This is a genomic window from Caulobacter sp. AVps18 (assembly GCF_058681425.1).
The window spans coordinates 3,516,985-3,540,417 of record NZ_CM178737.1; the positions used below are offsets into that span (position 1 = coordinate 3,516,985).

Genomic DNA, 23,433 nt, shown 5'->3' on the forward strand with positions numbered 1-23,433 from the left:
AGCCCCAGCAGGAAGGAAGCCCCATGCCCGAAGCGCTTATCATCGACGCCTGCCGCACGCCGCGCGGCATCGGCAAGGTCGGCAAGGGAGCCCTTGCCGAGTTCCACCCCCAGCATCTGGCCGCCACGGTGCTCAAGGCCTTGGCCGAGCGCAATAACCTCAACACCGCCGATGTCGACGACATCATCTGGGGCACCAGCACCCAGCGCGGCAAGCAGGGCGGCGACCTGGGCCGCATGGCCGCCCTGGACGCCGGCTATGACGTGCGCGCCAGCGGCATGACCCTCGACCGCTTCTGTGGCTCGGGCATCACCACCGTGAACCTGGCCGCCGCCTCGATCATGTCGGGCATGGAAGATGTGGTCATCGCCGGCGGGACCGAGATGATGTCCTACACCGCCGCCACGGCCGACCGCACCTCGGTGGGGCTGCTCGATTCCGGCAATCTGCGCCTGCGGGCCCGCCATCCGCAGAGCCACCAGGGCGTCTGCGCCGACGCCATCGCCACGCTTGAAGGCATTTCCCGCCAGGCGCTGGATGAACTGGCCGTGACCAGCCAGCAGCGCGCCGACCAGGCGATTCGTGAAGGCCGCTTTGACCGGTCCCTGGTTCCGGTCCTGAATGACGACGGCACGGTGGCCCTGGCCCGCGAGGAATTCCCGCGTCCGCAGACCACCCTGGAAAGCCTGTCCCAGCTCAAGGCCTCGTTCGAGATGATGGCCGGCGTGCCCATCGACGAAAGCGGCATGACGCTGGGCGGCCTGATCCATCAGGTCTATCCGGACCTGAACATCACTCACGTCCACCATGCGGGCAATTCGTCGGGCGTCGTCGACGGTGCCGGCGGCGTGCTGCTGGCTTCACCGGCCTATGCCGCCGCCCATGGCCTGAAGCCGCGAGCCCGGGTGCTGGCCATGGCCAATATCGGCGACAGCCCGACCCTGATGCTGAACGCCCCTGTTCCTGCCGCCCGCAAGGTCCTGGCCAAGGCAGGGCTGACCGTGGACGACATCGACCTGTGGGAAATCAACGAGGCCTTCGCTGTGGTGGCCGAGAAGTTCATCCGCGACCTCAAGCTCGACCGCGACAAGGTCAACGTCAATGGCGGGGCCATGGCCCTGGGTCATCCGATCGGGGCCACTGGCTCGATCCTGATCGGCACGATCCTGGATGAACTGGAACGTCGCGACCTCAAGCGAGGCCTCGTCACCATGTGCGCCGCCGGCGGCATGGCCCCGGCGATCATCATCGAGCGGATCTAAAGCATCGCGCGGAAAAGTGGCCGCCGGTTTTCCGTAAAAGCGATGCGCAAACAAAAAGCTAGAGCAAGGCGTGTGATGCCTGCATCGCGCACCTTGCTCTAGGCGCGAAGGACCAGCGCCACGTCGTCGCTGTCGATCTCGACGGCGGTGGCGCGGCCGGCCACCTCACCGATCACGATCAGCACCGGCCCGTCACCCTTGTCGGCCAGGCGGGCCGGAAGCGTCTCCAGCGTACCGCGATAGAGGCGGGCGTCGGTGCCGCCGGCCTTCTCGATCGCAATGGCGGGGGTCGCGGGCGACCGGCCTGCGGCTATGGAGTGCGCGCAAAGCTCGCCCACCACTTCAGAGCCCATATAGACCGCCAGGGTCGCCTGCGGATCAGCCGCCGCGCTCCAGTCGCCGCAGAGGGCACCGGCCTCCAGGCGGGCGGTGGTGAAGACCACGCGGCGCGCCGCGCCCCGATGGGTCAGGGGAAAGTTGAACTGGGCGGCGGCGGCGCAGGCAGCCGTGACCCCGGGCACGACCTCGGTCGAGACTCCGTGCAGGGCCAGATAGTCCACCTCTTCCCCCACCCGGCCAAAAACAGACGGATCACCGCTCTTGAGCCGCACCACCCGCAGGCCCTTGCGGGCCAGACGCAGGGTCAGCCGGTTGATGGCGTCCTGCTGCATGCTGGGCCGGCCAGAGCGCTTGCCGGTTTCGATGCGGATGCAGCCAGGCGGTGCCAGGGCGATGGCCTCGACCGAGATCAGGGCGTCGTACAGCAGGGCCTGGGCGCTCTCGACCGCGCGAACAGCGCGCAGGGTCATCAGATCGACGGGGCCGGGCCCCGCCCCCACCAGCAGGACATGGCCGGCTTTCGGTTCATGCGGCATCGACCGTCTCCCTGGCGAGTCTGGCGCTCTGTGCGATCATCCGGGCGATTTCGGGCCGGCAGGACCCGCAATTGGTCCCGGCCCCGGTCGCTGTGCCCACGGCGTCAGGATCGCCGGCGCCGGCGGTGATGGCGGCCTGAACGGCCCTGGTGCCCACCTTCAGGCAGGCGCAGACCGTGGGCCCCTTGTCGATCAGCGCGCCGGGCGGGCGGCCAAACAGCAGGGCCGAGCGGGCCTCTGCGCTCAGCACCGGCATGGCGAACAGGTCGGCCAGCCACTCGCGCTGCGGCAGCCGACCGCTGGCGGTCATGAACAGCACCGCCACCAGCTTGCCGTCACGCACCCAGGCCTCGCGGCGCGAGCCGGAGCCGGCGTCCTCATAAGCCACGAGTTCGCCGACCAGCCCCCTGGACAGGGCCTTGCGGACCGCTTCGCGCTGGGCCTGATCGCCGCGCCCGGCGAACTCGTGCTGCTGGCAGGCCTCCTGCGGAATCCGGCGCCAGACAAGCTCCTGGCCGTCTGGCGCTGCAAGGATGGCGCGCGACAGGAAGAACCCTTTCCAGGTCTCGCGATAGGCGCGGATGCGGGCAGGAGTGTGCTTGAACTCCGGCTGGCCCGAGACAGGATCGATATTGGGCGCAATCAGCGAATTGGAGCGCCCCGACGGCGCAAAGGCGTCGGTCCAGTGCATGGGCATGAACAGGCCGCCGGGACGCTGCCGATCGGTGACCTTGGCCAGGACGACGGCCTCGCCCCGCGTGGTCAGCACACGCGTCAAGGCGCCGTCCTTGACGCCTGCGGCCTCTGCGTCAGCCGGGTGCATCTCGACGAAGGGCTCGGAGGCGTGGCGGCACAGGTCAGCGGCCAGGCCCGTGCGGGTCATGGTGTGCCACTGGTCACGGATGCGGCCGGTGTTGAGCGATAGCGGATAGGCGTCACTGACCGCTTCGGCCGGCCCCATGGGACGGGTCGGGACCATGCGCGCGCGGCCGTCAGGCGTCTGGAAGCGGGCGTCGACGAACAGGCGCGGCGTGCCCTTTCCGTCCGCCTTGACCGGCCATTGCACCGGCTTGAGGTCCGCATAGCCGTCTGTGCCCAGCTGGGTCAGGCCAGACAGGTTCAACAGGCGGCTCTGGTTCTCATAGGCCGTCAGGCGGGCCCATTCGCGGAACACACTGGCCGCGCTGGACCAGCCAAAGCCGTCGAACCCCATGGCAACGGCGACATCGGCGATGATCTTCCAGTCGGCGCGCGCCTGGCCCGGCGCGCGAAACAGGGCCCGCTGGCGCGTGATGCTGCGCTCGGAATTGGTGACCGTGCCGTCCTTCTCACCCCAGGCCAGGGCCGGCAGCTTCACGTGGGCGAAGGCGGTGGTGTCGGTGTCGGCGATGCAGTCCGACACCACCACGAAGGGGCACCTGGCCAGGGCCTCGCGCACCCGGCTCGCGTCCGGCATCGAAACCGCCGGATTGGTGGCCATCACCCAGATCGCCTTGATGCGGCCGTCGTGCACGGCCTCGAACATGTCGACGGCCTTCAGGCCGGGCTTGCGGGTCGTGCCTGGCGCGCCCCAGAAGCGGGCCACGCGATCTCTGTCGGCGGGCTCGAAGTCCATATGGCCGGCCAGGGTGTTGGCCATGCCACCGGTCTCGCGTCCGCCCATGGCGTTGGGCTGGCCGGTGATCGAAAACGGACAGGCACCCGGCTTGCCGATGCGGCCCGTCGCCAGGTGCACATTGAGGATCGACAGGCCCTTGGCCACGCCCTGGGCCGACTGGTTGGCGCCCATCGAGAACAGGCTGACCGTCCTGGGGTTCGCCGCGAACAGGTCGTAAAAGGCCAGCAGGTCTTTGAGCGCGATGCCGCAGTCAGCGGCTACGGCGGCGGGCGATTGGTCCAGCTCGGCCAGGGCCGCCTCGACAGCATCAAAGCCGCTGACATGCCGGGCCATATAGCCCCGGTCGATGGCGTGGCGGCGGATCAGGTCGGCCAGCAGTCCGTTCCACAGCCGCACGTCGCTCTGCGGCGCGATGGCCAGATGCAGGTCAGCACCCTGCGCGGTGTCGGTGCGGCGCGGATCGATGACCACATGCTTCTGGCCGCGCGCCCTGGCCGCCTCCATGCGACGAAAGAGGACGGGGTGGGTCCAGGCGGCGTTGTGACCGCTGAACACCACCAGGTCGGCGAGATCCAGATCCTCATAACAGCCCGGCACCAGATCCGCGCCGAAAGCCTGCTTGTGAGCCGAGACGGCCGAGGCCATGCAGAGGCGGCTGTTGGTGTCGATATTGCCCGAACCGATGAAGCCCTTCATCAGCTTGTTGGCGACGTAATAGTCCTCGGTCAGAAGCTGGCCCGAAACATAGAAGGCGACGCTGTCCGGCCCGTGCCTGGCGATGGTGTCGGCAAAGCGCTTGGCCACAAGGGCGGTGGCCTCCGTCCAACTGGCGACGCGACCGCCGATGGTCGGTTCCAGCAGCCGGCCCTGTAGCCCCACGGTTGCGCCCAAAGCCGTGCCCTTGGAGCAAAGCCGGCCCAGATTGGCCGGGTGCTGGGCATCGCCGACGACCGACACCGCCCGCCCCTCGCCCTGGGCGCCGACGGCGGCGGTGACGCCGCAGCCGACGCCGCAGTAGGGACAGGCGGTCTTGATGGTCAGCGCGCCCGAGCCGTCGGCCATGCGATCAGCTTCCGGCCGTCGGGGCCGCCAGCAGCACCCGGCCGTCGCGAATGCTGACCGGAACGGTCGGCGCGCAGCCCTTGCCGGCATCGGCCCCGGTCAGTTCGCCCGACGCCAGGTCGATGACCATGGCGTGCAGCGGACAGGTCACCGAATGGCCATGGACGATACCCTGGCTGAGCGGACCGTGTTTGTGCGGGCAGCGGTCGATCAGCGCGAAGACCTTGCCGTCGCCGGTGCGGAACACGGCCACGTCGCCCTGGGCGGTGGAGACGCGGCGGGCACCGCGCTCGGGGATGTCGTCCACGGCCCCGATATCGTGCCAGGCGTGTTCGATATGCAGCGGGTGAACGGTCATTGCGCAGCCATCCCCATCGGCAGTTGCGCCATCGGCCTGAACTCCTGGGCCTCGACGCCGCCAGTGGCCCGCTGCGCCCACGGATCGATCTGGGCGGTCTCCTGCGAGATCATGAAGCGCGAATGCAGCGCCACGCGGTTGGCCTCGTCGTCGACCACGGCCGCCTTGATGGCGTCCAGGCCGATGCGGGCCATCCATTTGTAGATCCGCTCCAGATACCAGCCGTCCTCACGATAGAACTGCAGGACAGCGGCGATGACTTCCATCGCTTCAGATTCGGTCGCGACGTGTGTCATCACCTGGGTGCCCTGGATGTGCAGACCGGCGGCTCCGCCCAGATGAATCTCGTAGCCGCTGTCGACGCAGATCACGCCGATGTCCTTGCAGGTGGCCTCGGCGCAATTGCGCGGGCAGCCGGAGACCGCCAGCTTGACCTTGGCCGGTGCCCATGACCCCCACAGCGCCTTTTCCAGCTTGATGCCCAGGCCCGTGGAATCCTGGGTTCCGAACCGGCACCAGTCGGTGCCCACGCAGGTCTTCACCGTGCGCAGGCCCTTGGCATAGGCGTGGCCGCTGACCATGCCGGCGGCGTTGAGATCGGCCCAGACGGCCGGCAGGTCATCCTTCTTGACACCCAACAGGTCGATGCGCTGACCGCCCGTGACCTTGACCGCCGGGATGGAGAACTTGTCGGCGACATCGGCGATGGCGCGCAGTTCGTCAGGCGTGGTCATGCCGCCCCACATGCGCGGAACGACGCTATAGGTGCCGTCCTTCTGGATGTTGGCGTGAACACGTTCGTTGATGTAGCGCGACTGGGCGTCGTCCTTGTAGGCACCGGGCCAGGCGCACAGCAGGTAGTAGTTAAGGGCCGGCCGGCACGAGGCGCAGCCGTCGGGCGTGGTCCATTCCAGGGCCTGGAACACCGCCGGCATCGACCTCAGCCCCTCGGCGACAAGGGTCTTGCGGACGATGTCATGGCCATGGTGCGTGCATTTGCACATCGGCTTGGGACCGGTCTGGGCCTTGAAGTCATCGCCCAGGGTCAGTTTCAGCACCTGCTCGACCAGCGGCGTACACGAGCCGCACGAGGCCGAGGCCTTGGTCACCGCCCGCACGTCGTCGAGGCTGGTCAGCCCTTGCCCCGTGATGGCCGAAACAATCGAACCCTTGCAGACACCGTTGCAGCCGCAGATTTCCTGCGTATCGGGCATGGCCGCAACGGCCGCATTAGGGTCCAGGCCAGACAGCCCCTCCGTGATGGCCTGGCCGAAGATGAGAGTGTCACGGATTTCCGCCACATCCGTCCCGGCCCGCATCAGGTCGAAGTACCAGCCGCCGTCGGCGGCGTCGCCAAACAGCACGCTGCCGACGACCTTGCCGTCCTCGATGACGACCCGCTTGTAGACGCCGCGTCCGGCGTCACGGAACACGATGTCCTCACAGCCCTCGCCGCCGGCGAACTTGCCGGCCGAGAACACATCAACTCCTGAGACCTTCAGGCGGGTCGAAAGCACCGAGCCCTCATAGCCGCCCTCGCCGTCGGTCAGGCTTTGGGCCAGGGCCCGGCACATCTCCCAGATCGGGGCCACCAGGCCATAGCACTGACCCCGGTGCTCGACGCATTCTCCCACGGCGAAGACGGCGGGGTCCGATGTGGCCAGGCCGTCATCAACCACCACACCGCGGTTGACGGCCAGGCCGGCGGCGCGGGCCAGCGAGGAATTGGGGCGGATGCCAACCGCCATGACCAGCAGGTCACAAGGCAGGACGCGACCATCCTTCAGCTTCAGGCCGGCCACCTGGCCGTCTTCGCCGACGATCTCTTCGGAGTGGGCACCCAGGACGGTCTCGACGCCGCGCTCCAGCAGGGCCTCGCGCAGCAGGAAGCCGGCGCTTTCGTCCAGTTGGCGCTCCATCAGCACGTCCATCAGGTGGACGACAGTGGCACCCATACCCCGGCGAGCCAGGCCATAGGCGGCTTCCAGCCCCAGCAGGCCGCCGCCGATCACCACGGCGCGCGCGCCGGGCTTGGCCGAGGCGGCGACCATAGCCTCGACATCGTCGAGATCGCGGAAGGTCACCACGCCCTTCAGATCCGATCCCGGCAGGGGCAGTCGGAAGGGATCAGAGCCCGTCGCCAGGATCAGCTTGTCGTAGCCCAGCTCAAAACCGTCCTCGGCCTGGACAGTCCTGCCCTCCAGATCGATGCGGGTGACGGCGCGGCCCGCATGCAGGGCGATGCCGTTGTCGCGGTACCAGGCCTCGTCATTGATCACGATTTCGGCGAACGACTTCTCGCCCGCCAACACCGGCGACAGCATGATGCGGTTGTAGTTGACGCGGGGCTCGGTTCCGAAGATCGCGATCTCGTAGCGATCCGGATCGCGCTTGAGAACTTCCTCGACCGCCCGGCAGCCGGCCATGCCGTTGCCGATGACGACCAGTCTTTCCTTGCCCGGGATGGGGACTGGCGCGCTCATCATCAGGCCGCCCGGCGCGCATAGAGGAATTCGATCACGGCGGCTCGCGCGTGCATGTAGGCCGGGCTTTCGGCGAGACCCAGCCTGTCGCGCGGTCGCTCCAGATCCGGCTGCAAAATGTGCCCTATGGTGGCGCGCGGACCATTGGTCATCATCACGATGCGATCCGACAGCAAGACCGCCTCATCGACATCGTGCGTTATCATCAGCACGGTGTTATTCAGCGTCGCCTGGATCTCCATGACGCTGTCCTGCAGGTGGGCGCGGGTCAGGGCGTCCAGGGCGCCGAACGGCTCGTCCAGCAGCAGGACCTTGGGCTGCATGGCCAGGGCGCGGGCGATGCCGACCCGCTGCTTCATGCCCCCCGAGATTTCCGACGGACGCTTGTCCATGGCGTGGGTCATCTTGACCAGATCGAGATTGTGCTCAGTCCACGCCTTGCGCTCGGCAGCGGACTTCACCCCCCGGAACACCTTGTCGACGGCCAGGCTGACGTTTTCCCGCACCGACAGCCAGGGCAGCAGCGAGTGGTTCTGAAACACCACGGCCCGCTCTGGTCCCGGGGCCTCGACCGCCTCACGGTCCAGGATCACCGCCCCTGTCGTCACGGGGATCAGCCCCGCGACGACGTTGAGCAGAGTGGATTTTCCGCAGCCCGAATGGCCGATGATCGAGACGAATTCGCCCTGATCAACCTGCAGATTGATGTCGCGCAGCACTTCCGAGCGGGCCGAGCCCTTCTGGAAAGTGACGCCGACGCCTTCGATGGAAAGATAGGCCTTGCCCATGGTCGTGTTCCTTCAGCTCAGCGCGCTGCCGCGCGAGACGATGCGCCCGGCAAGGGCGACGATGCGATCGAGGAAAAAGCCGGTCAGACCAACCCAGGCCAGGGCCACGACGATGTCGGAGATGCGGCCGGAATTGTACTGATCCCAGATGAAAAAGCCGACGCCGACGCCGCCCAGCAGCATCTCGGAGGCGACGATGGCCAGCCAGCTCATGCCGATACCGATGCGCAGGCCCGTGAAGATGTAGGGCGTGGTGGCCGGCAGCAGGATCTTGAAGAAGTACTCCGTCGGCGACAGCCGCAGCACCCGGGCGACGTTTCGATAGTCGTCGGGAATGTTGCGTACGCCCACGGCGGTGTTGATGATGATCGGCCAGATCGAGGTGATGAAGATCACGAACAGGGCCGAAGGTTGGGCTTGCTGGAACGCGGCCAGCGAGATCGGCAGCCAGGCCAGGGGCGGCACGGTGCGCAACACCTGGAAGATCGGATCCAGGCCGCGATGGGCCCAAAGGTTGGCACCGATCAGAACGCCCAGCAGCACGCCACAAACCGCCGAAAGCGAGAAGCCGACCCCAACCCGGCTCAGGCTGGTCAGCACGTGCCAGAACAGGCCCTTGTCGACCCCGCCCCGATCAAAGAACGGGTCGGTGATCAGGTCTTTCGACTCCGTCCAGATGCGCAGCGGCGACGGCACGCCGGTATAGGAATCACCCGCCGCCACCTGCCACAGCACCATCAGCACCAGCAGCGTGATGGCGGGCGGCAGGACGGCCGCCGCCGCAGCCCGGCTATGGCGGCCCAGTTCCGAAAGTCGCGAGGCGCGAGGTTCTGCGGCCGGTGGCAAGGATGCCGCCGAGGGCTGGACAGCCTTCACCGGCGCGGCCACCGGCTCTGCCTCTGAAAACGAGGGCTTGGGAAAGGTCATGATCGCGCCCTCCCCTAGACCAGCTTCTTGATCGGCTGGCTGGCCAGGTAGGCGCCCGGATTGGCCGGGTCGAACACCTTGCCGTCGAAGAACCGCTCGACGCCCCGGCTGTCGCCGGCCGGGCCCGACTGGCCAATCGACTTGGCCGCCGCGCGCCAGATGTCCGAGCGGTTGACCTTGTTGACGAGCGCCTGGGTGTTGGTCTTCTGCGGTAGCACGCCCCAGCGAATGTCCTCGGTCAGGAACCACAGGTCATGCGATTTGTAGGGGAAGCTGGCGTTGTCGGCCCAGAACTTCATCCGGTGCGGCGAGTTCTTCAGGGCGCGGCCGTCGCCATAGTCCACCGTGCCCTGCAGGCGGGGCAGGATATCGCCCATCGGCACGTTGACGTACTGGCGCCCCGAGACGATCGAGCACATGGCCGGCAGGTTGCTGGCCTTGTCGCACCACATCTGCGCCTCCTGGACGGCCGCAGTGATGGCCTGTGCGGCGCGCGGATACTTGTCGACCCAGGCCGCGCGCATCCCCAGCGCCTTTTCCGGGTGGTTCATCCAGAGCTCGGACGTCAGACAGGCGGTGTAGCCGACCTTCTGGTTGACCAGTTGGCCGTTCCAGGGCTCGCCCACGCAGAACACATCCTGAGTGCCGGCCTTCATGTTGGCCACCATCTGGGGCGGCGGGATGACGATGGTCGAAACGTCGGTTTCGGGATTGATCCCGCCTGCCGCCAGCCAGTAACGAACCCACAGGTCATGGGTCCCGCCCCGGAAGGTCATGGCCACCTTGGCCATGTTTCCTGAAGCCTTCAGCTGGGCGAACTTGGCCTTGGCCCCGGCGCTGTTCAGGCCGACCTTGACGGCCTTCAGGTCGTTGCCGACCGAGATGCCCTGGCCGTTGGTGTTGAGGCGGGCCAGAATGTACATCGGCGTCGGCGCGCCGCCGGTGATCGCCCCGGTGCTCATCAGATAGGGCATGGGCGACAGGATGTGGGCTCCGTCGATGCCGCCCCGGTCAGAACCCAGCACCAGGTTGTCTCGGGTAGCGCCCCACGAAGCCTGCTTGAGCACCTCGACATCGGGCATGCCGTGCTTGGCGAACAGCCCCCGCTCCTTGGCGATGATCACGGCTGCGGAGTCGGTCAGGGCGATGAAGCCCAGACGCGCCTTGGCGGTTTCAGGACCCGCACCGGCGGCGTGGGCTCCGGCCGGGAACGCGGCCTTGACGGCGGCCAGGGTGGCAGCCGTGGCGAAGATGGCGTTGCGGCGCGTCAGCCCCTCGGACGAGGACGACGCGGCGGCGACGGTCGGGGTCTTGTCGGTCTTGGACATGATCTGGGATCCCGTCTGATCAGAGCTTGTATTCGAGGGTGAACCAGGCCTTCGAGCGCGAGGCCGGTGGCGTCAGCGTGCCGAGCGGAACCGTCTTCTCGCGCTCGAAATCGGCATATTTGAACTGGATCGAGAACCGGGTGGTGACGGCTGCGCTTAGCTGCAAGCCCCACTCATGGCCGAGGTCAGCGCCGGTCTTCTGGTCGTTGAAGTCGTGGTAGCGAACCAGGATGTCGGTGTTGAAGAAGTAGGTCTTCCTCAGGCGCGGCTTGACGTTGAAGCTGACATTCAGGTCTTCCAGGCCATCGGCGAAGCCTTTGTTGCCGCCTGCCGTCACGAAGGCGTCGGACCAGCCGTTGAAGGCGTGGACGGTGGCCAGGGGTGTGGTGAAGCCTCGCGTTCCGTTGCCCTCTAGGGACTCGTAGGCAAGCTTGGCGGTGTAGATGTCGAAGGTGCCTGCGACGTCGCCGCCGAAATAGTCGAGGTCATAGGGTGCCGTGTTGCCGTGATACTCGCTCTGGCGGGCATAGGTGGCGTTGTAGGCCAGTTGATAGAGCCCCACCCAGGTCTTGCCGGAAGCTTTCCCGCCCTTGGTGATCGACGAGTTGATCGCCGAGTTGCCGAAATCCAGAGCGTAGACGAAGCCTTGCAGGCGCAGGGCCTCTGCAGGCGACCAGGTGACGTTCAGCAGATGGCTGTCTGAATCCCAGTCGCGCAGCTCGCCCAGGATGCGGTTGACGTGGGTGATATAGGCGTAGGTTCCCTTGACGCGACCGACGGCGAAATCAGCCCGCACGCCGTCAAAGGTTTGCTCGTCCTGGCGCCAGACCACATTGCCGACAAAGCGGTGGTCATCCAGCACAATGCGTTGCCGGCCCGCCGTGACCTGCAGCGCCGCGCTGGGCGTCCAAACCAGTTGCAGGCGGTTCAGCTCCGTGACGTCCGGGTCGTTGACCACGGGGTAGCGGGCCTTGTCAGCGCCGTTCAAGGGCGCGGTCGTCGCGCCGGGAACGTTGACGGCGTAGTGCTCCTGGCCGGCCTGGCGGACGTCCTCGAACTCGACAAGACCCTTGAGGCCCTTGAACTCGGCCGTCTCCCAGCCCAGGCGGGTCCGAACGGTCAGGGCCGAGGCCTTGTCCTTCAGGGTGGCGGTGCGGGTCTGGTCGACACCTTCGTAGCGGGCGCGAACCTCCAGGATAATCTTGCCGGCGGCGATCTGGTCGCTGACGGTCGGCGGAGGCGGCGGCGGAGCGGGCGGCTCGACAGCTTCGGGCACCTCGACGGGGCCGGTCTGCGCCGGCTCGGCTTCACTCGAGGCCGCGGCTTCAACTGCGGGCGTCGGAACCGGGTCTGGAACGGTCTGCGCGCTGGCGGCCCCGACCCAGATCAGGCTGGCGGCTCCGGCCAGCAGAGCCAGCTTGGTGTGCGTTGTTCTCATGCCCTCATCCCCCAAGGCCAAAAAAAAACGCCCGGCGAGACCGCGTGTGCGATCTCTCCGGACGTCGTTGTCCAATCCATACCGACGATTGCGTCACCGTCGGCGGCCCTCTCGGGCCAGCGCGGAACTTCGTTGCCCCGCGTGTCGCTGTTAGGAGGCGCCGCCCTCCGATCTGGCGCAATTGAAAAACACCGTTATCGGGGGCGATCATCTGTAATCGGCGCGATATTGCACAGCAGCACAGCAGATCTTGACGCGACCTTGCTCGAATTTCGCGCGTTCCCGCAGCCGCAAACAGCTCGCAAGCCCTTGCCCGTCAGGACTTCAGGCGGGTGATCGGAAAGCCGGCGGCGTACAGTTCGGCCGCGTCAGGGTCGAAAGCCGCCCCGTCAAACAGCGCGGACGGCGGATCCTTCGCTGCATCCGCGAAGGCCATGGCCGGATTGATGACCGGCCCCAGCGAGCCGGCAGCCGCCTGGAAGAGGTCGGGGCGATAGACAGCGTCGGCCACCTGACCAAGGTCCTGGCCCGCCTCAACCTGGCCCCATCGCACCATCTGCGACAGGAACCACAGCGCGTGCTCACGATGCGGCAAACCTGCGGCGTTGTCGTGGAAGACGATCTCGTCCTTCAGCGCCCAGGCGATGGCCTGGGCGGACGCACCGATATGCTCAGGGGCGGACAGCAGGTCGACCAGGGTTTCGCGGTTGGCGGGATCATCAGCCCAGGCCGAGGCCCGGATCATGGCCCGCAGGGCGGCGCGCAGTTCATCGGGATAGGTATCGGCCCACTGCGCCTTGACCCCGAACACCTTGTCGGGCGAGCCAGGCCAGAACTCCGAGGCGCGGATCAGCACCTCGCCCAGGCCTTCCTGTACGGCTACCGCATTCCAGGGCGCGCCGACGCAGAAGCCGTCGATGCCGCCCAGGCGCAGTTGCTCGACCATGCGCGGCGGCGGCGTCACCACCAGCCGGACATCCTGATCGGGATCTATCCCGGCCTGGGCCATCCAGTACCGCAGCTCGTAGGCGTGCATGGAATAGGTGAAGACCACGGCAAAGGTCAGCAGCGGCTCGCCCCGCGCCCGGCGCTGCTCCAGCAATCGCGCCAGGGGCCGGGCGGTGATCGGGCGCTGGACCATCCCCTCGGGATCGATTTCGCGCAAGGCGTCGGCCAGGGCGCTGGAGACGGTAATGGCGCTGCCGTTCAGGTTCAGGGCCATGGGCGCAATCATCGGCACAGCGTCACCCGCTGCGCCCAGGGTCGAGGCCAGGGCCATGGGTGCCAGCATATGGGCCCCGTCCAGGGCGCCCACCGTGACCTTGTCGCGAATGGTCGCCCACGAGGCTTCGCGGCTCAGGGCGACGTCGAGCCCCTCCTCTGCGAAGAAGCCCAGGGCCTTGGCGACGACCAGCGGCGCACAGTCGGTCAAGGCGATAAAACCCAGGCGCAGATCGACGAGACCGCTCACGAGGCCTCTCCTTTCAGAATGCCCGCGAAGGCGATCAGGTCGGCGGCCACCGATCCGATCGGTCGCCCCTTGTCCATCGCCAGTTTGCGCAGGAGCCGGTAGGCACCGTCCTCGTCCAGACCGCGCTCCTTCATCAGCAGGCCCTTGGCGCGCTCGACGGTCTTGCGCGATTCCAGGTCGGCCTTGGCCTTGGCCAGGTCGCCGCGCAGTTGCTGGGTCAGGGCAAACCGGCTCATCGCGACGTCCAGGATGGGCCGCACCCGCGCCGGAGACAGGCCATCGACGATATAGGCCGCCACCCCGGCCCGCACCGCCTGCTCGGCCAGGCCGGGCTCGGAGCGGTCGACGAACATCACCACGGGGCGCGGATTGATGTGGCTGGACTCGCGCAGGCTCTCCAGCGTGTCGCGGTCGGGACTGTCGGCGGCGATCACCACGACATCGGGCGCAAAGGCCGCAGCCTCGCGCTCGTCGAACAGCGTGGCCTGGCGCACTTCAAGCGGCTGAATGCCTTGCAGCCCTTCGGCCACCAGGGCGGCGCGCGCGGGATCGGGATCAATGACGAGGACGCGCATACCCTCCGCCCTAGGCCTCGGCATCCCGGGCTGGAAACGCCCGTTGCTGGACTGGCGAACTTTTTAGGCGCAACGCCCGAATTTTAGGCGCCCTCACGGCGCTTCCCTAGGCACCCCCGCGCTTTCGGGCCTGTTGCAGCCGCCACAGACGCCACAAAACGCCCGGCGCGGCCAGCACAGGATGTCGCTCGCGCCATGGCGTCAGGGGAACTGCGATCCCGGTGTGGCGCTCGATCTTCCAGGTGGCGTAGCGCGCCGCGCCCTCAAAGGTGAAGGCCGCCTTGACCAATCGGGCCAGATTCAGCGGCTTGCCCATCCGGCGGCGCTTGCGCCAGGCGGCGGCGAAACGGTCGCGAGCCTCATAGGTCATGTTGGGCTGCACCGCGCCGCGCGAAACAATATCAAGCAGCCCCTGCTCGCGCCAGCAGGCCACCAGAAGGCGGTCGTAGCGCGCGGGCTCGAAGGCCAGGATCGAGCGCTCACGCCCGCCCTTCTCCACCCGAAACTCGGCCTTGTAGGTCTGCTGGAACAGCGCCGCCCAAAAGGCGTCGGGCGCGCCCTCGGGCGGGCCGAGCGCCGCTGCGAACCGCGCCGCCGAGTGAGCCGCCTCGGCCACGGCGTCAATGACCACAGGCTCGATCTGGGGGTCGGAAGACCAGACCAGCGCCGAGGGCTGGACGAAGCGCGTCCAGATGGTGGTGTCCATCTCGCCTCCCCGCGCCGCCAGGGCGAACTGGTCCAGGGTCATGCTGGCGACCTTGGCGCGCAGCATCCGGCCGTCATGCTCGATCTCGTGATAGCTGACATCGGGCCACAGCGCCCTGCCCACCACGCCACGCCAGCCTTTTCGCGGCTGGCCCGTCAGGACGTAGAAGTCCATCACCCCGTCAAGGTCGCCGGTGCGCAGAACCGAGCCATAGAAGAGCACCGCCACGGGGCTGTCGAACGCACTGATCAGCCGGGAGGCGAAGGCCACCGCGTGGGGCGGTGCGGGGGCGCGAAGTTCATCCCCCACCAGATCGATCACACTGGCGCTCAAGACGCGAGAAACCCCAGAGCCGGGCCGAGCGTCACGCTCAGTCCCCCTGCGCCGTCATAGATTTCGCCGTCGAGCACGAAGGGTTCGGCCGTCTGCACCCGCAGGGTCCGGGCGTCGCCCCGGCGATAGCCCGAGCGGGCCAGCCAGGCGGCGTCGCGGCCGCCCAGCAGGATGGTCAGGGCGGCCAGCAAACGCCGGGGCGGGGCCATCACATCCAGGGCCTTCAGGCCCTCGCGCGGCGGGCCAAACGGCTTGAGCCCCAAGGGCAGGCGCTTGAGGGTGGTGGCCAAAAGCAGGAAGCGCGCCCCCTCGGGCGTAGCCTCGCCATCGATCGACAGGTCCAGCACTACTCCGGCGCGCCAGTGGTCGCGTGCGCCGCCCATCAGGGCACCGAGCGCTGCGCCTGCCACCGTCAGGGCCACCGACAGTCCCTGGAACGCGCCCAGGCGATTGACGCTCTTGGACATCTGCGTGCCGCGCACGAAGGCCCCGAGCCCGAAGACGAAGCCACGCTGGGTCGGGCGGCCGTCGTCCCAGGCCACCTCCAGAGGCGACCGCTGCTTGATCACGGCGTTGGGCGAGCGGGCCGCGATCAGGGTTTCCTGCAAGGTGCGGCCCAGCGGCACGCCCAGGTCGATGGCCAGCACATTGGTCTTGCCCGACGGCAGCAAGCCAATCAGAGGCGCGGCCTCGCCAAAGGTGCTCGGCAGCAGGCTCAGCACGTCGCGGATTGTGCCGTCACCGCCGTCGATGACCAGCAGCTCCACGCCTCGGGCGGCGAAGGCGTGCAGGTCCACCTCCAGCGCCTCACGGGTGGTGGGTCGAACCAGAATGACGTCGTCCGGCGCCCAGGCGTCCGCGCTGCGCCCGACATTGGCGTGGCTGCGCGGATTGTGGACGACGCCGACCTTCATCCGCGCGCCAGCCAGGAGGTGACGCCGCCCTTGGGCGTCGCCAGGCCCTGGAGGATCTGCACGCCGTGAACCACCAGGCAGATCGCCGTCCAGATCGCCACCAGCGCAAAGCCGATGTCGGGCCGGCCAACCAGGGTCGCGGCGGTCAGGAAGATCAGGTTGGGGTTACGGCGCGCGGTGATCAGCCGGAAGAAGCTGTCGAACGGCCGCCAGGCATGCATCTCGACCTTGAACAGGGCCAGGAAGATCCCCTCCTCCACCCGCTGGAACACATAGCCGCCCACGATGACGGCCAGCATCAGGCCGCCGTGAGGCAGGGTAAAGCCCAGCGCGCCCAGGCCCACGAACCACGCCCACCACCAGAACGGCGGGTGGATCAGGTCGATGCCGTGGTCGAAGACATTGCCCCACTTGGACGAAGTCAGGGTCACGCGGGCCAGCTTGCCGTCGACCGTGTCGAGGAAGGTCATGATCCAGGCGCAGACCAGGCCCAGGCCATACTGGCCCGTCCAGAACAGCCAGAACGCTGCCAGCACCATCAGGAAGCTGGCGAAGGTCACCATGTTGGGCGTCAGCTTGGCCAGGGCGCACCAGCGGGTGACCACCCGGGCGGGCGCAGGCCACACATACTTGGTCACCAGATCGGTGACGCCCTTGTAGGAGCCCTTGAACAGGCGCTTTTCGACGGCATCCACGGTCTGCGGCGTCAGACGTTCCAGAACCGGCGGCTCGCGCTTGCGCAGGGCGTGGTTATAGGCCGAGCCCAGCTCCATCACCGTCAGGCGCGGCGCGGCGCCGGCCAGGACCGACAAGTCTTCAGCGGCCGCCACGGCACGATCGACCGGCAGGTTCAGCGCCACCACGCGGCCGCTTTCGTCCACGAGGGCCACGCCGGGGCGGTCGGACAGGGCCTTGATCAGGGATTCGTCGAACACCCAGCCCGCATCCACGACCACGACATCGCCCGAGGGCGGAACCTGTCCCGCAGCGAGCTCGACCACGCCGATACGGCCATAGATCCGCGACAGGCGCTGGGCAGAGGTCATGCCCCAGATGCGACTGGTCGCCTCGCCCACCGTCACGGCCGCCGGCCGGGCGGCGGCGCGCTGATCATTTCCGTGCGTCAAAGTACGAGAACCTCTTGAAACCCGGGGCGATTGATAAGCAGCTTCGGGCGCTTATGACCAGAATCCGCAGCGCTCCCGTGTCGATATTCCGCCTGGCCCACCTGTCCGACCCGCATCTGCCCCCGCCCCGGGGCGCTTTTGGCTGGCGGGACGTGGTCTCCAAGCGGCTGCTCAGCCGAATCGCCTGGCGGCGCAAACACAGGGAGCATCAGCCCGACGTGCTGGCCGCCCTGGTCGCCGACATCAAGACCTATGCCCCGGATCACATCGCCCTGACCGGCGACCTGACCAATTTCGCCGCCGGGGTCGAGGTGCAGGCCGCCCGGGTCTGGCTGGAAAACCTGGGCCCGCCCGACACAGTCACGCTCAGCCCCGGCAATCACGACGCCCTGGTCGGCGCAGCCGACGCCACGCGCTTCTCCGCCTGGGCCCCATGGCTGGGCGACGACGGCGAAGCGGCCTTCCCGCAGGTTCGCCGGCGCGGCGATCTGGCGATCTTCAACCTGTGCTCAGCCGTGCCCACCGCCCCGCATCTGGCCACCGGGCGTCTGGGCCAGGCGCAACTGTCCGCGTTCGAGGCCCTGCTGGCCGATCCCGCCCATCGCGACGCCTTTCGCGTGGTGCTGATTCATCACCCGCCGACCCGAGGCGCGGTCTCCAGGCGCAAGGCGCTGGAGGACCAGCCCGCCCTCGCGGCGGTTCTCAAGCGCCGGGGCGCTGATCTTGTGCTGCACGGCCATGCGCATGAGCCGCTGGTGGGCAGCCTGCCCGGCCCTGACGCGACCACCATTCCTGTGCTGGGGGTTCCCTCGGCCTCGGCTGTCGGCGAAGGCAAGCATCCCGCCGCCCGCTGGCACGCCATTGAGGTCGAACGCGACGCGGACGGTCAGTCGATGATCCGCGTCATCGCCCGGGGCCTGGACGCGCAGAGCCGCCAGCCGGTCGAGCTGGGCCGCTACCTGCTGGCCTGACGCTGCCCTATTTGCTGTAGCGCATCTTGATTCGCTGCACGGTCTCGCCCGCCTTGGCCGCAAAACGCGCCGCGTCGAACGACGGCACGCCAAAGCGTGTCGGGGCGTCGTTGGAAAAGCCAAAGCCCTCTGTGGGCAGGCCTACGCGGTTGCGGTCGAAATCCCGGTTGGCGTTGGCGTCGTGATAGACGGCCACGGCATAGATGTCGGGCCTGGGCAGGTTAAAACACACCCGCGTCACTGGTGCCGAGGCCTTGACGCGCACCCGCAAGAGCTTGCCGCTGGGGGCCAGGAACTTGCGAGGATCCGACGGATAGACCGTCACCGCCACCTCGCCGACACCCGACCTGAGTGACGAGATCTGCACCACCAGCCGGGTCGAACCCTGGCCTTCGCAATCTTCGCGAGCCAAGGCTGGCGAGGTGGCCAGGCAAAGAACCATCGCGGCGATGGGCAACAGCGCGGATCGTGCTTCCATGGAAAAGGCCGGGTCCCTATTGTGACTGAGTGGCGTCAAACGCCTCGAAGGCGAGCCTGTTCATGATCAATTCCACCGCGCAGGCCTTTGGCGATCCACTCACGCGGGTCGCGGAAACTGATCACTGGCTGGTTCTGGTGCGGCCCAAGCAGCCGACATTTGGGTCACTGGTGCTGATATGCAAGGAAAAGGCGGACGCCTTCTCGCAATTGAGTCCGCAGGCCTTCAGTGATCTGAAGGTGGCCGTCGCGGGAATCGAGCGACTGCTGGGCCAGGTCGTGGCCTATGAGAAGATCAATTACCTGATGCTGATGATGGTCGACCGCGACGTGCACTTCCATGTGATCCCCCGCTATGCCGGCGAGCGCGTCCACGGCGGTCGCACCTTCGTCGACGCTGGTTGGCCCGCCGCCCCGGCCCTGGGAACGACCGTCGACCTTGATCCCGAAACCGCCGCCGCCCTGGCCGCAGAACTGGCCGCGCAATGGACAGCGGCGTGAGCCATCGCTTGCCAGGCCTGCGTCTGATCGACCGCTACATGCTTCGCCTGGTGGCCTGGCCCATGGTCGGATGCCTGGGCGTCACCGTGGTGGCCCTGCTGCTGGAGCGCGTCCTGCGTCTGCTGGACGCCCTGTCGCAAAGCAGTGCCCGCTTTGACTATGTCACCCAGCTGGCCGCCAATCTGGTGCCGCACTATCTGGGCCTGGCCTTGCCGGTGGCGTTCTTCGTGGCGCTGTTCATCGTCATCACCAAACTGTCGGACGGCTCGGAGATCGACGCCCTGTTGGCCAGCGGCCAGTCGCTGAGCCGCATCGTCGTGCCCTTCGTCTGCGTGGGTCTGGCCCTGACCGCCTTCAGCATCGCCCTGTTCGGCTACAGCCAGCCCTATAGCCGCTATGCCTATCGCTCGGTGATGCATGCGGCGGTCAATGCCGGCTGGAACGGCAAGCTGTCGGGCGGGGCCTTTATCGACGAAGACAATCTGCTGATGACCGCCGACGACGCCGACGCGGCCGGCCAGAAGCTTACGCGGGTCTTTATCCGCCGCCTGGACGACAAGGGCCGCGAAGAGGTGATCACCGCCGCCACCGCCGATCTCAGTCCTGAGGCGAAGGGCGACAAGGTCATCCTGCTGCTGAAGACCGGCCAGCGTGTCGCCGCCGACGGCCAGGGCGGCTATCGCATCCTGGCCTTCGACCAGTTCGTCACCGAAATGCCCCTGGCCGGCGCTGCCACCCTGCTGCGGGCGCGCGGCGGCGACGAGCGCGAACTGACCCTGGGCGAGCTGGCCCGCTACGCCGCCGAGGGTCATGCCACCCTGTCCAAGGCCACACTGCTGGCCGAGCTGTATGGACGCCTGGCCCGCGCCGCCTTCCTGCCCTTCCTGCCGCTGCTGGCCTTTCCGCTGGGCCTGGCCGCCAAACGCGGCAATCGCACGCCCGGCCTGATCGTGGCGGGCGTGCTGCTGCTGGCCTTCCAGCACAGCCTGTTGCTGGGCCAGAGCCTGGCTGAAGCGGGCAAGGCCCCCGCACTTCTGGCCATCTGGGGACCGTTCGCGCTGTTCACGGGGTTCAGCGTCTGGATGTTCATGGGCAGTCGCCAGCGGCCCGGCGAGACCCCGATCAGCCGCGTCGTCCAGGCCTTCGGCGACGCCATCAAGCACACCATCCGCAAGGTCACGCCGGCCCGGGGGGCCGCAGCATGAGGCGGCTTCAGCTCTACGTTCTCAAGGTCACCGCCACGCGCATCCTGGGCGCGGCGGCCGTGCTGATGGGTATCCTGCAGGTTCTGGACCTGCTGGAAGTGACCACCGACATCCTCGACCGGGGCCTGGGCGTGGCGGGGGTGCTGTACTATGCCGCCCTGCGCGCGCCGCGCCTGATCGAACAGATCGCCCCGATCAGCGTGCTGGCCGGCGGCCTGTTTGCCTTTTCGCAACTGGCCCGTGAGAGCGCGATCATCGCCATGCGTGCCGCCGGCATCTCGGCCTATCGCATCCTGGCCATGGCCGCCCCGGCGGCGGCGGCGATGATGCTGCTGGATTTCACTTGCGCCCAGGTCATCGCCCCGCGCACCGACCCGATCCTCGACGCCTGGTGGCGCGCCACCACGCCGGCCGCCGAGCAGAAGGAAGAAGGTCCCCGCAGCTTCCGGGTGGGCGATGATCTGGTGATCGCCGCCGCCAGCAGCCCTGACGGTGCCACCCTGACTGCGGTGAAGATCTATCGCCGCAACCAGGCCGGGCGGCTGGTGGAGCGTATCGAGGCGCCGAGCGCAACCTTCAGCGCCAAGGGCTGGGTGCTGAGCGGCGCGGTCTCAACCCGTTTCGAGGGCGAGGTAGCCAAGTCGGTCTCAACCTCCAGCCTGACCTGGCCCTCCAGCCTGGGGCCACGCGACGTCCAGGCCCTGTTTTCGGACAATCCCGCCCCCTCGGCCAGCTCAGCGCGCCGCGCGCTGCTGAAGGGGGGTGCCGACCGCCCGGCCAGCTACTACGAAACCCGCCTGCTCAGCGCCTTCGCGGGGCCGTTCGGCGCGCTGGTCATGCTGCTCCTCAGCGCGCCGGTGGCCCTGGCCAACTTCCGTAGCAGCCAGGGGGCGGTGCTGCTGACCTCGGGCCTGGCTGCGGGTCTGGTCTTCCTGGTGGTGGACGGCCTGTTGTCGGCCCTGGGCGAAAGCGGTGCGATCTCGCCGATCCTCGCCGTCTGGGGCGGGCCGGTCGTCTTCAGCGCCCTGGCGCTCTACGCCCTCGTCACCCTGGAGGGCTGATGCCGCTCGACGCCCAAGACCTCAAGATCGTTCCGGTTCAGTCCAAGGCCCAGCTGGCGCGGTTCATCGCCCTGCCCGCGCGCCTGAACGCTCGCGATCCCAACTGGATCACGCCCCTGACCATGGAGCGGACCGAGGCTCTGACGCCCAAGACAAACCCGTTCTTCGATCACGCCGAGGTGCAGCTGTGGCTGGCGATGCGCCGCGGCAAGGCGGTCGGCCGGATCAGCGCCCAGATCGACGCCCTGGCTCCCCAGGCGCCGGGGCGCAAGACCGGCAGTTTCGGCTTGATCGCGGCGCAGGACGAGACGGCAATCTTCCAGGCCCTGTTCGCCACGGCCGAGGACTGGCTGCGGGCGCGTGGCTGCGACACCGCCCAGGGGCCGTTCAACCTGTCGGTCAATGAGGAGGTCGGCCTGCTGGTCGACGGCTTCGACACCCCGCCGATGGTGATGATGGGCCACGATCCGGCCTATGCCGGCCAGCGGGTCGAGGAGCAGGGCTACGTCAAGGCCAAGGACGTCTATGCCTATGTCTGCGATCCGACGGCCGACCTGCCCGAGATCGTGGTGCGCCGCGTGCGCCGGGGCCTTCCTGCGGGAGTCACCCTGCGCGAGCTGGATATGAGCCGTTATGACGAAGAGGTGGTCTCGCTGACCGCCATCCTCAACGACGCCTGGGCCGGCAACTGGGGCTTCACCCCCACGACCGAGGCCGAGACCCGGCAACTGGCCAAGGCCCTCAAGCCCGTCATCGAGAAGAAGATGACCCTGTTCGCCGAGATCGACGGCGAGCCGGCGGGCTTCATCGTGCTGCTGCCCAATATCAATGAGGCCATCGCCGACCTGAAGGGCAAGCTGCTGCCGTTCGGCTGGGCCAAGCTCTTGTGGCGGCTGAAGGTCAGGGGCCTGAAGTCGGCGCGGGTGCCGCTGATGGGCGTCAAGCGCAAGTTCGCCGACACCATGCGTGGCCAGCTGCTGCCGTTCCACCTGATGAACGCCGGGCGTAACGCGTCGCTGGCCCTGGGCTACACCAAGTTCGAGTTCTCCTGGGTGCTGGAGGAGAACATGCCGATGCGCCGGATTTCCGAGGCCATGGGCGCGACCATCTACAAGACCTATCGCATCTACGAGAAGGCGCTGTGAAGCCGTTCCAGGCCCTGGTGCTGGCCGGCTCGCGCGGTGGTATCGACCCTGTCGCCGACTATGCCGGGGTCAGCCACAAGGGGCTGATCACGCTGGGCGGCCAGACCCTGCTGGCGCGGGTGCTGGGGGCGCTGGACAAGGCCGGGGCGACACGGATCGGGGTCTCGACCTCCGACATCGCCATCGTCGATGCCCTGACCGGCTTCGAGACCGCCAGCCCCCTGCCCGCCGCCGGCGGTCCCAGCCAGAGCGTCCACGACGCCGCCAGCCTGATGGGCACGCCCCTGCTGGTCACCACGGTTGACCACGCCCTGCTCCAGCCCGAATGGATCAGCGAGTTCCTCGCCAGGGCCCCGGCCGACTCCGACATCGCCATTCTGCTGGCGCCCGAAGCAGTGGTCCGCGCCGCTGCCCCGGAAACAAAGCGCACCTATTGGCGGTTCAAGGACGGCGGCTATTCGGGCTGCAACCTCTTCCTGCTGCGCAATGACACCGCCCTGAACGCCGTGGACTTCTGGCGCAAGGCCGAGGCCCTGCGCAAACAGCCCTGGCGCATCGCCGCTCTGCTGGGCCCGGTGATGCTGGTCCGCTATGCGCTGGGTTTGATGACCCTGGACGAAACGCTGGAGCGTCTGGGCCGCGCGGCGGGTGTGCGGGCTGCGGCGGTGCGCTCGTCCTACGGCCTGGCAGCGGTGGACGTGGACAAGCCGGCGGATCTGGATCTGGTGCGGGGGTTGGTGGAAACCCCTTAGATCCTCCCCCTTTTGGGGGAGGTGGCCCGGAGGGCCGGAGGGGGACGGCGCGGCGA

21 protein-coding genes are annotated in these 23,433 nt (G+C 67.8%); 7 read left to right on the forward strand and 14 right to left on the reverse strand.

All coding sequences use genetic code 11. The features are described 5' to 3' along the window. Positions 1 to 23 precede the first annotated feature (23 nt). On the forward strand, positions 24 to 1,262 hold the full coding sequence (locus ACW179_RS16025) for an acetyl-CoA C-acetyltransferase (RefSeq protein WP_492060459.1): 1,239 nt from the start codon (positions 24 to 26) through the stop codon (positions 1,260 to 1,262). A 98-nt stretch (positions 1,263 to 1,360) separates the two neighbouring features. On the opposite strand, the gene cobA is transcribed toward ACW179_RS16025, so the two are convergent. From cobA to ACW179_RS16090, 13 genes are all read right to left on the reverse strand, one after another. Further along, a complete protein-coding gene (gene cobA / locus ACW179_RS16030; protein ID WP_492060460.1) occupies positions 1,361 to 2,137 on the reverse strand; it encodes a uroporphyrinogen-III C-methyltransferase in 777 nt (258 codons plus the stop codon). Further along, complete coding sequence (locus ACW179_RS16035; RefSeq protein ID WP_492060461.1) at positions 2,127 to 4,817, reverse strand: nitrate reductase; 2,691 nt, start codon at positions 4,815 to 4,817, stop codon at positions 2,127 to 2,129. Before ACW179_RS16035 ends, cobA begins: the two co-directional genes overlap by 11 nt. Positions 4,818 to 4,821: 4 nt before the next feature. After that, complete coding sequence (nirD, locus tag ACW179_RS16040) at positions 4,822 to 5,175, reverse strand: nitrite reductase small subunit NirD (protein ID WP_492060462.1); 354 nt, start codon at positions 5,173 to 5,175, stop codon at positions 4,822 to 4,824. Then, entirely contained in the window at positions 5,172 to 7,658 is a 2,487-nt protein-coding gene (gene nirB, locus ACW179_RS16045; RefSeq protein ID WP_492060463.1) for a nitrite reductase large subunit NirB, read from the reverse strand. The genes nirD and nirB overlap by 4 nt, the downstream gene beginning before the upstream one ends. A 2-nt stretch (positions 7,659 to 7,660) precedes the next feature. Beyond that, the gene (locus ACW179_RS16050; RefSeq protein WP_492060464.1) at positions 7,661 to 8,446 is read right to left on the reverse strand and encodes an ABC transporter ATP-binding protein; all 786 of its coding nucleotides are present in this window, start codon (positions 8,444 to 8,446) and stop codon (positions 7,661 to 7,663) included. Positions 8,447 to 8,458: 12 nt separating this feature from the next. Continuing rightward, positions 8,459 to 9,373 carry a nitrate ABC transporter permease gene (gene ntrB, locus ACW179_RS16055; RefSeq protein WP_492060465.1) on the reverse strand — a complete coding sequence of 305 codons (915 nt, stop codon included), beginning with the start codon at positions 9,371 to 9,373 and terminating at the stop codon, positions 8,459 to 8,461. A 14-nt stretch (positions 9,374 to 9,387) separates the two neighbouring features. Then, positions 9,388 to 10,701 (reverse strand): CmpA/NrtA family ABC transporter substrate-binding protein, encoded by a 1,314-nt coding sequence (locus tag ACW179_RS16060; protein WP_492060466.1) that lies wholly within the window; start codon positions 10,699 to 10,701, stop codon positions 9,388 to 9,390. A 19-nt stretch (positions 10,702 to 10,720) separates the two neighbouring features. After that, a complete protein-coding gene (locus tag ACW179_RS16065) occupies positions 10,721 to 12,139 on the reverse strand; it encodes an alginate export family protein (RefSeq protein ID WP_492060467.1) in 1,419 nt (472 codons plus the stop codon). Positions 12,140 to 12,455: 316 nt separating this feature from the next. Further along, entirely contained in the window at positions 12,456 to 13,610 is a 1,155-nt protein-coding gene (locus tag ACW179_RS16070; protein WP_492060468.1) for a CmpA/NrtA family ABC transporter substrate-binding protein, read from the reverse strand. Next, positions 13,607 to 14,185, reverse strand: a complete 579-nt coding sequence (locus tag ACW179_RS16075) for an ANTAR domain-containing response regulator (RefSeq protein WP_492060469.1) — start codon at positions 14,183 to 14,185, stop codon at positions 13,607 to 13,609. The genes ACW179_RS16070 and ACW179_RS16075 overlap by 4 nt, the downstream gene beginning before the upstream one ends. A gap of 106 nt (positions 14,186 to 14,291) precedes the next feature. Beyond that, entirely contained in the window at positions 14,292 to 15,224 is a 933-nt protein-coding gene (locus tag ACW179_RS16080; protein WP_492060470.1) for a hypothetical protein, read from the reverse strand. Further along, complete coding sequence (locus ACW179_RS16085) at positions 15,221 to 16,138, reverse strand: diacylglycerol/lipid kinase family protein (RefSeq protein WP_492060471.1); 918 nt, start codon at positions 16,136 to 16,138, stop codon at positions 15,221 to 15,223. Before ACW179_RS16085 ends, ACW179_RS16080 begins: the two co-directional genes overlap by 4 nt. Beyond that, positions 16,135 to 17,184 carry a CDP-alcohol phosphatidyltransferase family protein gene (locus ACW179_RS16090; protein ID WP_492064336.1) on the reverse strand — a complete coding sequence of 350 codons (1,050 nt, stop codon included), beginning with the start codon at positions 17,182 to 17,184 and terminating at the stop codon, positions 16,135 to 16,137. The genes ACW179_RS16085 and ACW179_RS16090 overlap by 4 nt, the downstream gene beginning before the upstream one ends. 158 nt (positions 17,185 to 17,342) lie before the next feature. On the opposite strand from ACW179_RS16090, the gene ACW179_RS16095 reads away from it, so the two are divergent. Continuing rightward, positions 17,343 to 18,236 carry a metallophosphoesterase family protein gene (locus ACW179_RS16095; RefSeq protein WP_492060472.1) on the forward strand — a complete coding sequence of 298 codons (894 nt, stop codon included), beginning with the start codon at positions 17,343 to 17,345 and terminating at the stop codon, positions 18,234 to 18,236. Positions 18,237 to 18,243: 7 nt separating this feature from the next. Here the strand turns inward: ACW179_RS16095 and ACW179_RS16100 are convergent, their stop codons facing one another. Beyond that, a complete protein-coding gene (locus ACW179_RS16100; RefSeq protein WP_492060473.1) occupies positions 18,244 to 18,714 on the reverse strand; it encodes a DUF2141 domain-containing protein in 471 nt (156 codons plus the stop codon). Positions 18,715 to 18,776: 62 nt separating this feature from the next. On the opposite strand from ACW179_RS16100, the gene ACW179_RS16105 reads away from it, so the two are divergent. From ACW179_RS16105 to ACW179_RS16125, 5 genes are read left to right on the forward strand one after another with little or no spacing between them, the layout of a single operon-like run. Next, entirely contained in the window at positions 18,777 to 19,214 is a 438-nt protein-coding gene (locus ACW179_RS16105) for an HIT family protein (protein WP_492060474.1), read from the forward strand. Further along, entirely contained in the window at positions 19,199 to 20,419 is a 1,221-nt protein-coding gene (locus ACW179_RS16110; protein WP_492060475.1) for an LptF/LptG family permease, read from the forward strand. Before ACW179_RS16105 ends, ACW179_RS16110 begins: the two co-directional genes overlap by 16 nt. Beyond that, positions 20,416 to 21,480: an LptF/LptG family permease gene (locus ACW179_RS16115; RefSeq protein ID WP_492060476.1), complete on the forward strand. Its 1,065-nt coding sequence runs from the start codon at positions 20,416 to 20,418 to the stop codon at positions 21,478 to 21,480. The genes ACW179_RS16110 and ACW179_RS16115 overlap by 4 nt, the downstream gene beginning before the upstream one ends. Then, positions 21,480 to 22,625: a dATP pyrophosphohydrolase gene (locus ACW179_RS16120; protein ID WP_492060477.1), complete on the forward strand. Its 1,146-nt coding sequence runs from the start codon at positions 21,480 to 21,482 to the stop codon at positions 22,623 to 22,625. Before ACW179_RS16115 ends, ACW179_RS16120 begins: the two co-directional genes overlap by 1 nt. Further along, positions 22,622 to 23,377: a nucleotidyltransferase family protein gene (locus ACW179_RS16125; protein WP_492060478.1), complete on the forward strand. Its 756-nt coding sequence runs from the start codon at positions 22,622 to 22,624 to the stop codon at positions 23,375 to 23,377. Before ACW179_RS16120 ends, ACW179_RS16125 begins: the two co-directional genes overlap by 4 nt. The last annotated feature ends 56 nt before the right edge of the window (positions 23,378 to 23,433 follow it).

What these genes read in the sequence shown, in the direction of transcription:
- ACW179_RS16060 (WP_492060466.1), bottom strand. Translation starts at nt 10,701, where the DNA reads ATGTCCAAGACCGACAAGACCCCGACCGTCGCCGCCGCGTCGTCCTCG.
- ACW179_RS16120 (WP_492060477.1), top strand. Translation starts at nt 21,480, where the DNA reads ATGCCGCTCGACGCCCAAGACCTCAAGATCGTTCCGGTTCAGTCCAAG.
- cobA (WP_492060460.1), bottom strand. Translation starts at nt 2,137, where the DNA reads ATGCCGCATGAACCGAAAGCCGGCCATGTCCTGCTGGTGGGGGCGGGG.
- ACW179_RS16115 (WP_492060476.1), top strand. Translation starts at nt 20,416, where the DNA reads ATGAGGCGGCTTCAGCTCTACGTTCTCAAGGTCACCGCCACGCGCATC.
- ACW179_RS16105 (WP_492060474.1), top strand. Translation starts at nt 18,777, where the DNA reads ATGATCAATTCCACCGCGCAGGCCTTTGGCGATCCACTCACGCGGGTC.
- ACW179_RS16050 (WP_492060464.1), bottom strand. Translation starts at nt 8,446, where the DNA reads ATGGGCAAGGCCTATCTTTCCATCGAAGGCGTCGGCGTCACTTTCCAG.
- ACW179_RS16025 (WP_492060459.1), top strand. Translation starts at nt 24, where the DNA reads ATGCCCGAAGCGCTTATCATCGACGCCTGCCGCACGCCGCGCGGCATC.
- ACW179_RS16035 (WP_492060461.1), bottom strand. Translation starts at nt 4,817, where the DNA reads ATGGCCGACGGCTCGGGCGCGCTGACCATCAAGACCGCCTGTCCCTAC.
- nirB (WP_492060463.1), bottom strand. Translation starts at nt 7,658, where the DNA reads ATGAGCGCGCCAGTCCCCATCCCGGGCAAGGAAAGACTGGTCGTCATC.
- ACW179_RS16075 (WP_492060469.1), bottom strand. Translation starts at nt 14,185, where the DNA reads ATGCGCGTCCTCGTCATTGATCCCGATCCCGCGCGCGCCGCCCTGGTG.
- ACW179_RS16110 (WP_492060475.1), top strand. Translation starts at nt 19,199, where the DNA reads ATGGACAGCGGCGTGAGCCATCGCTTGCCAGGCCTGCGTCTGATCGAC.
- ACW179_RS16085 (WP_492060471.1), bottom strand. Translation starts at nt 16,138, where the DNA reads ATGAAGGTCGGCGTCGTCCACAATCCGCGCAGCCACGCCAATGTCGGG.
- ACW179_RS16100 (WP_492060473.1), bottom strand. Translation starts at nt 18,714, where the DNA reads ATGGAAGCACGATCCGCGCTGTTGCCCATCGCCGCGATGGTTCTTTGC.
- ACW179_RS16065 (WP_492060467.1), bottom strand. Translation starts at nt 12,139, where the DNA reads ATGAGAACAACGCACACCAAGCTGGCTCTGCTGGCCGGAGCCGCCAGC.
- nirD (WP_492060462.1), bottom strand. Translation starts at nt 5,175, where the DNA reads ATGACCGTTCACCCGCTGCATATCGAACACGCCTGGCACGATATCGGG.
- ntrB (WP_492060465.1), bottom strand. Translation starts at nt 9,373, where the DNA reads ATGACCTTTCCCAAGCCCTCGTTTTCAGAGGCAGAGCCGGTGGCCGCG.
- ACW179_RS16090 (WP_492064336.1), bottom strand. Translation starts at nt 17,184, where the DNA reads ATGACCTCTGCCCAGCGCCTGTCGCGGATCTATGGCCGTATCGGCGTG.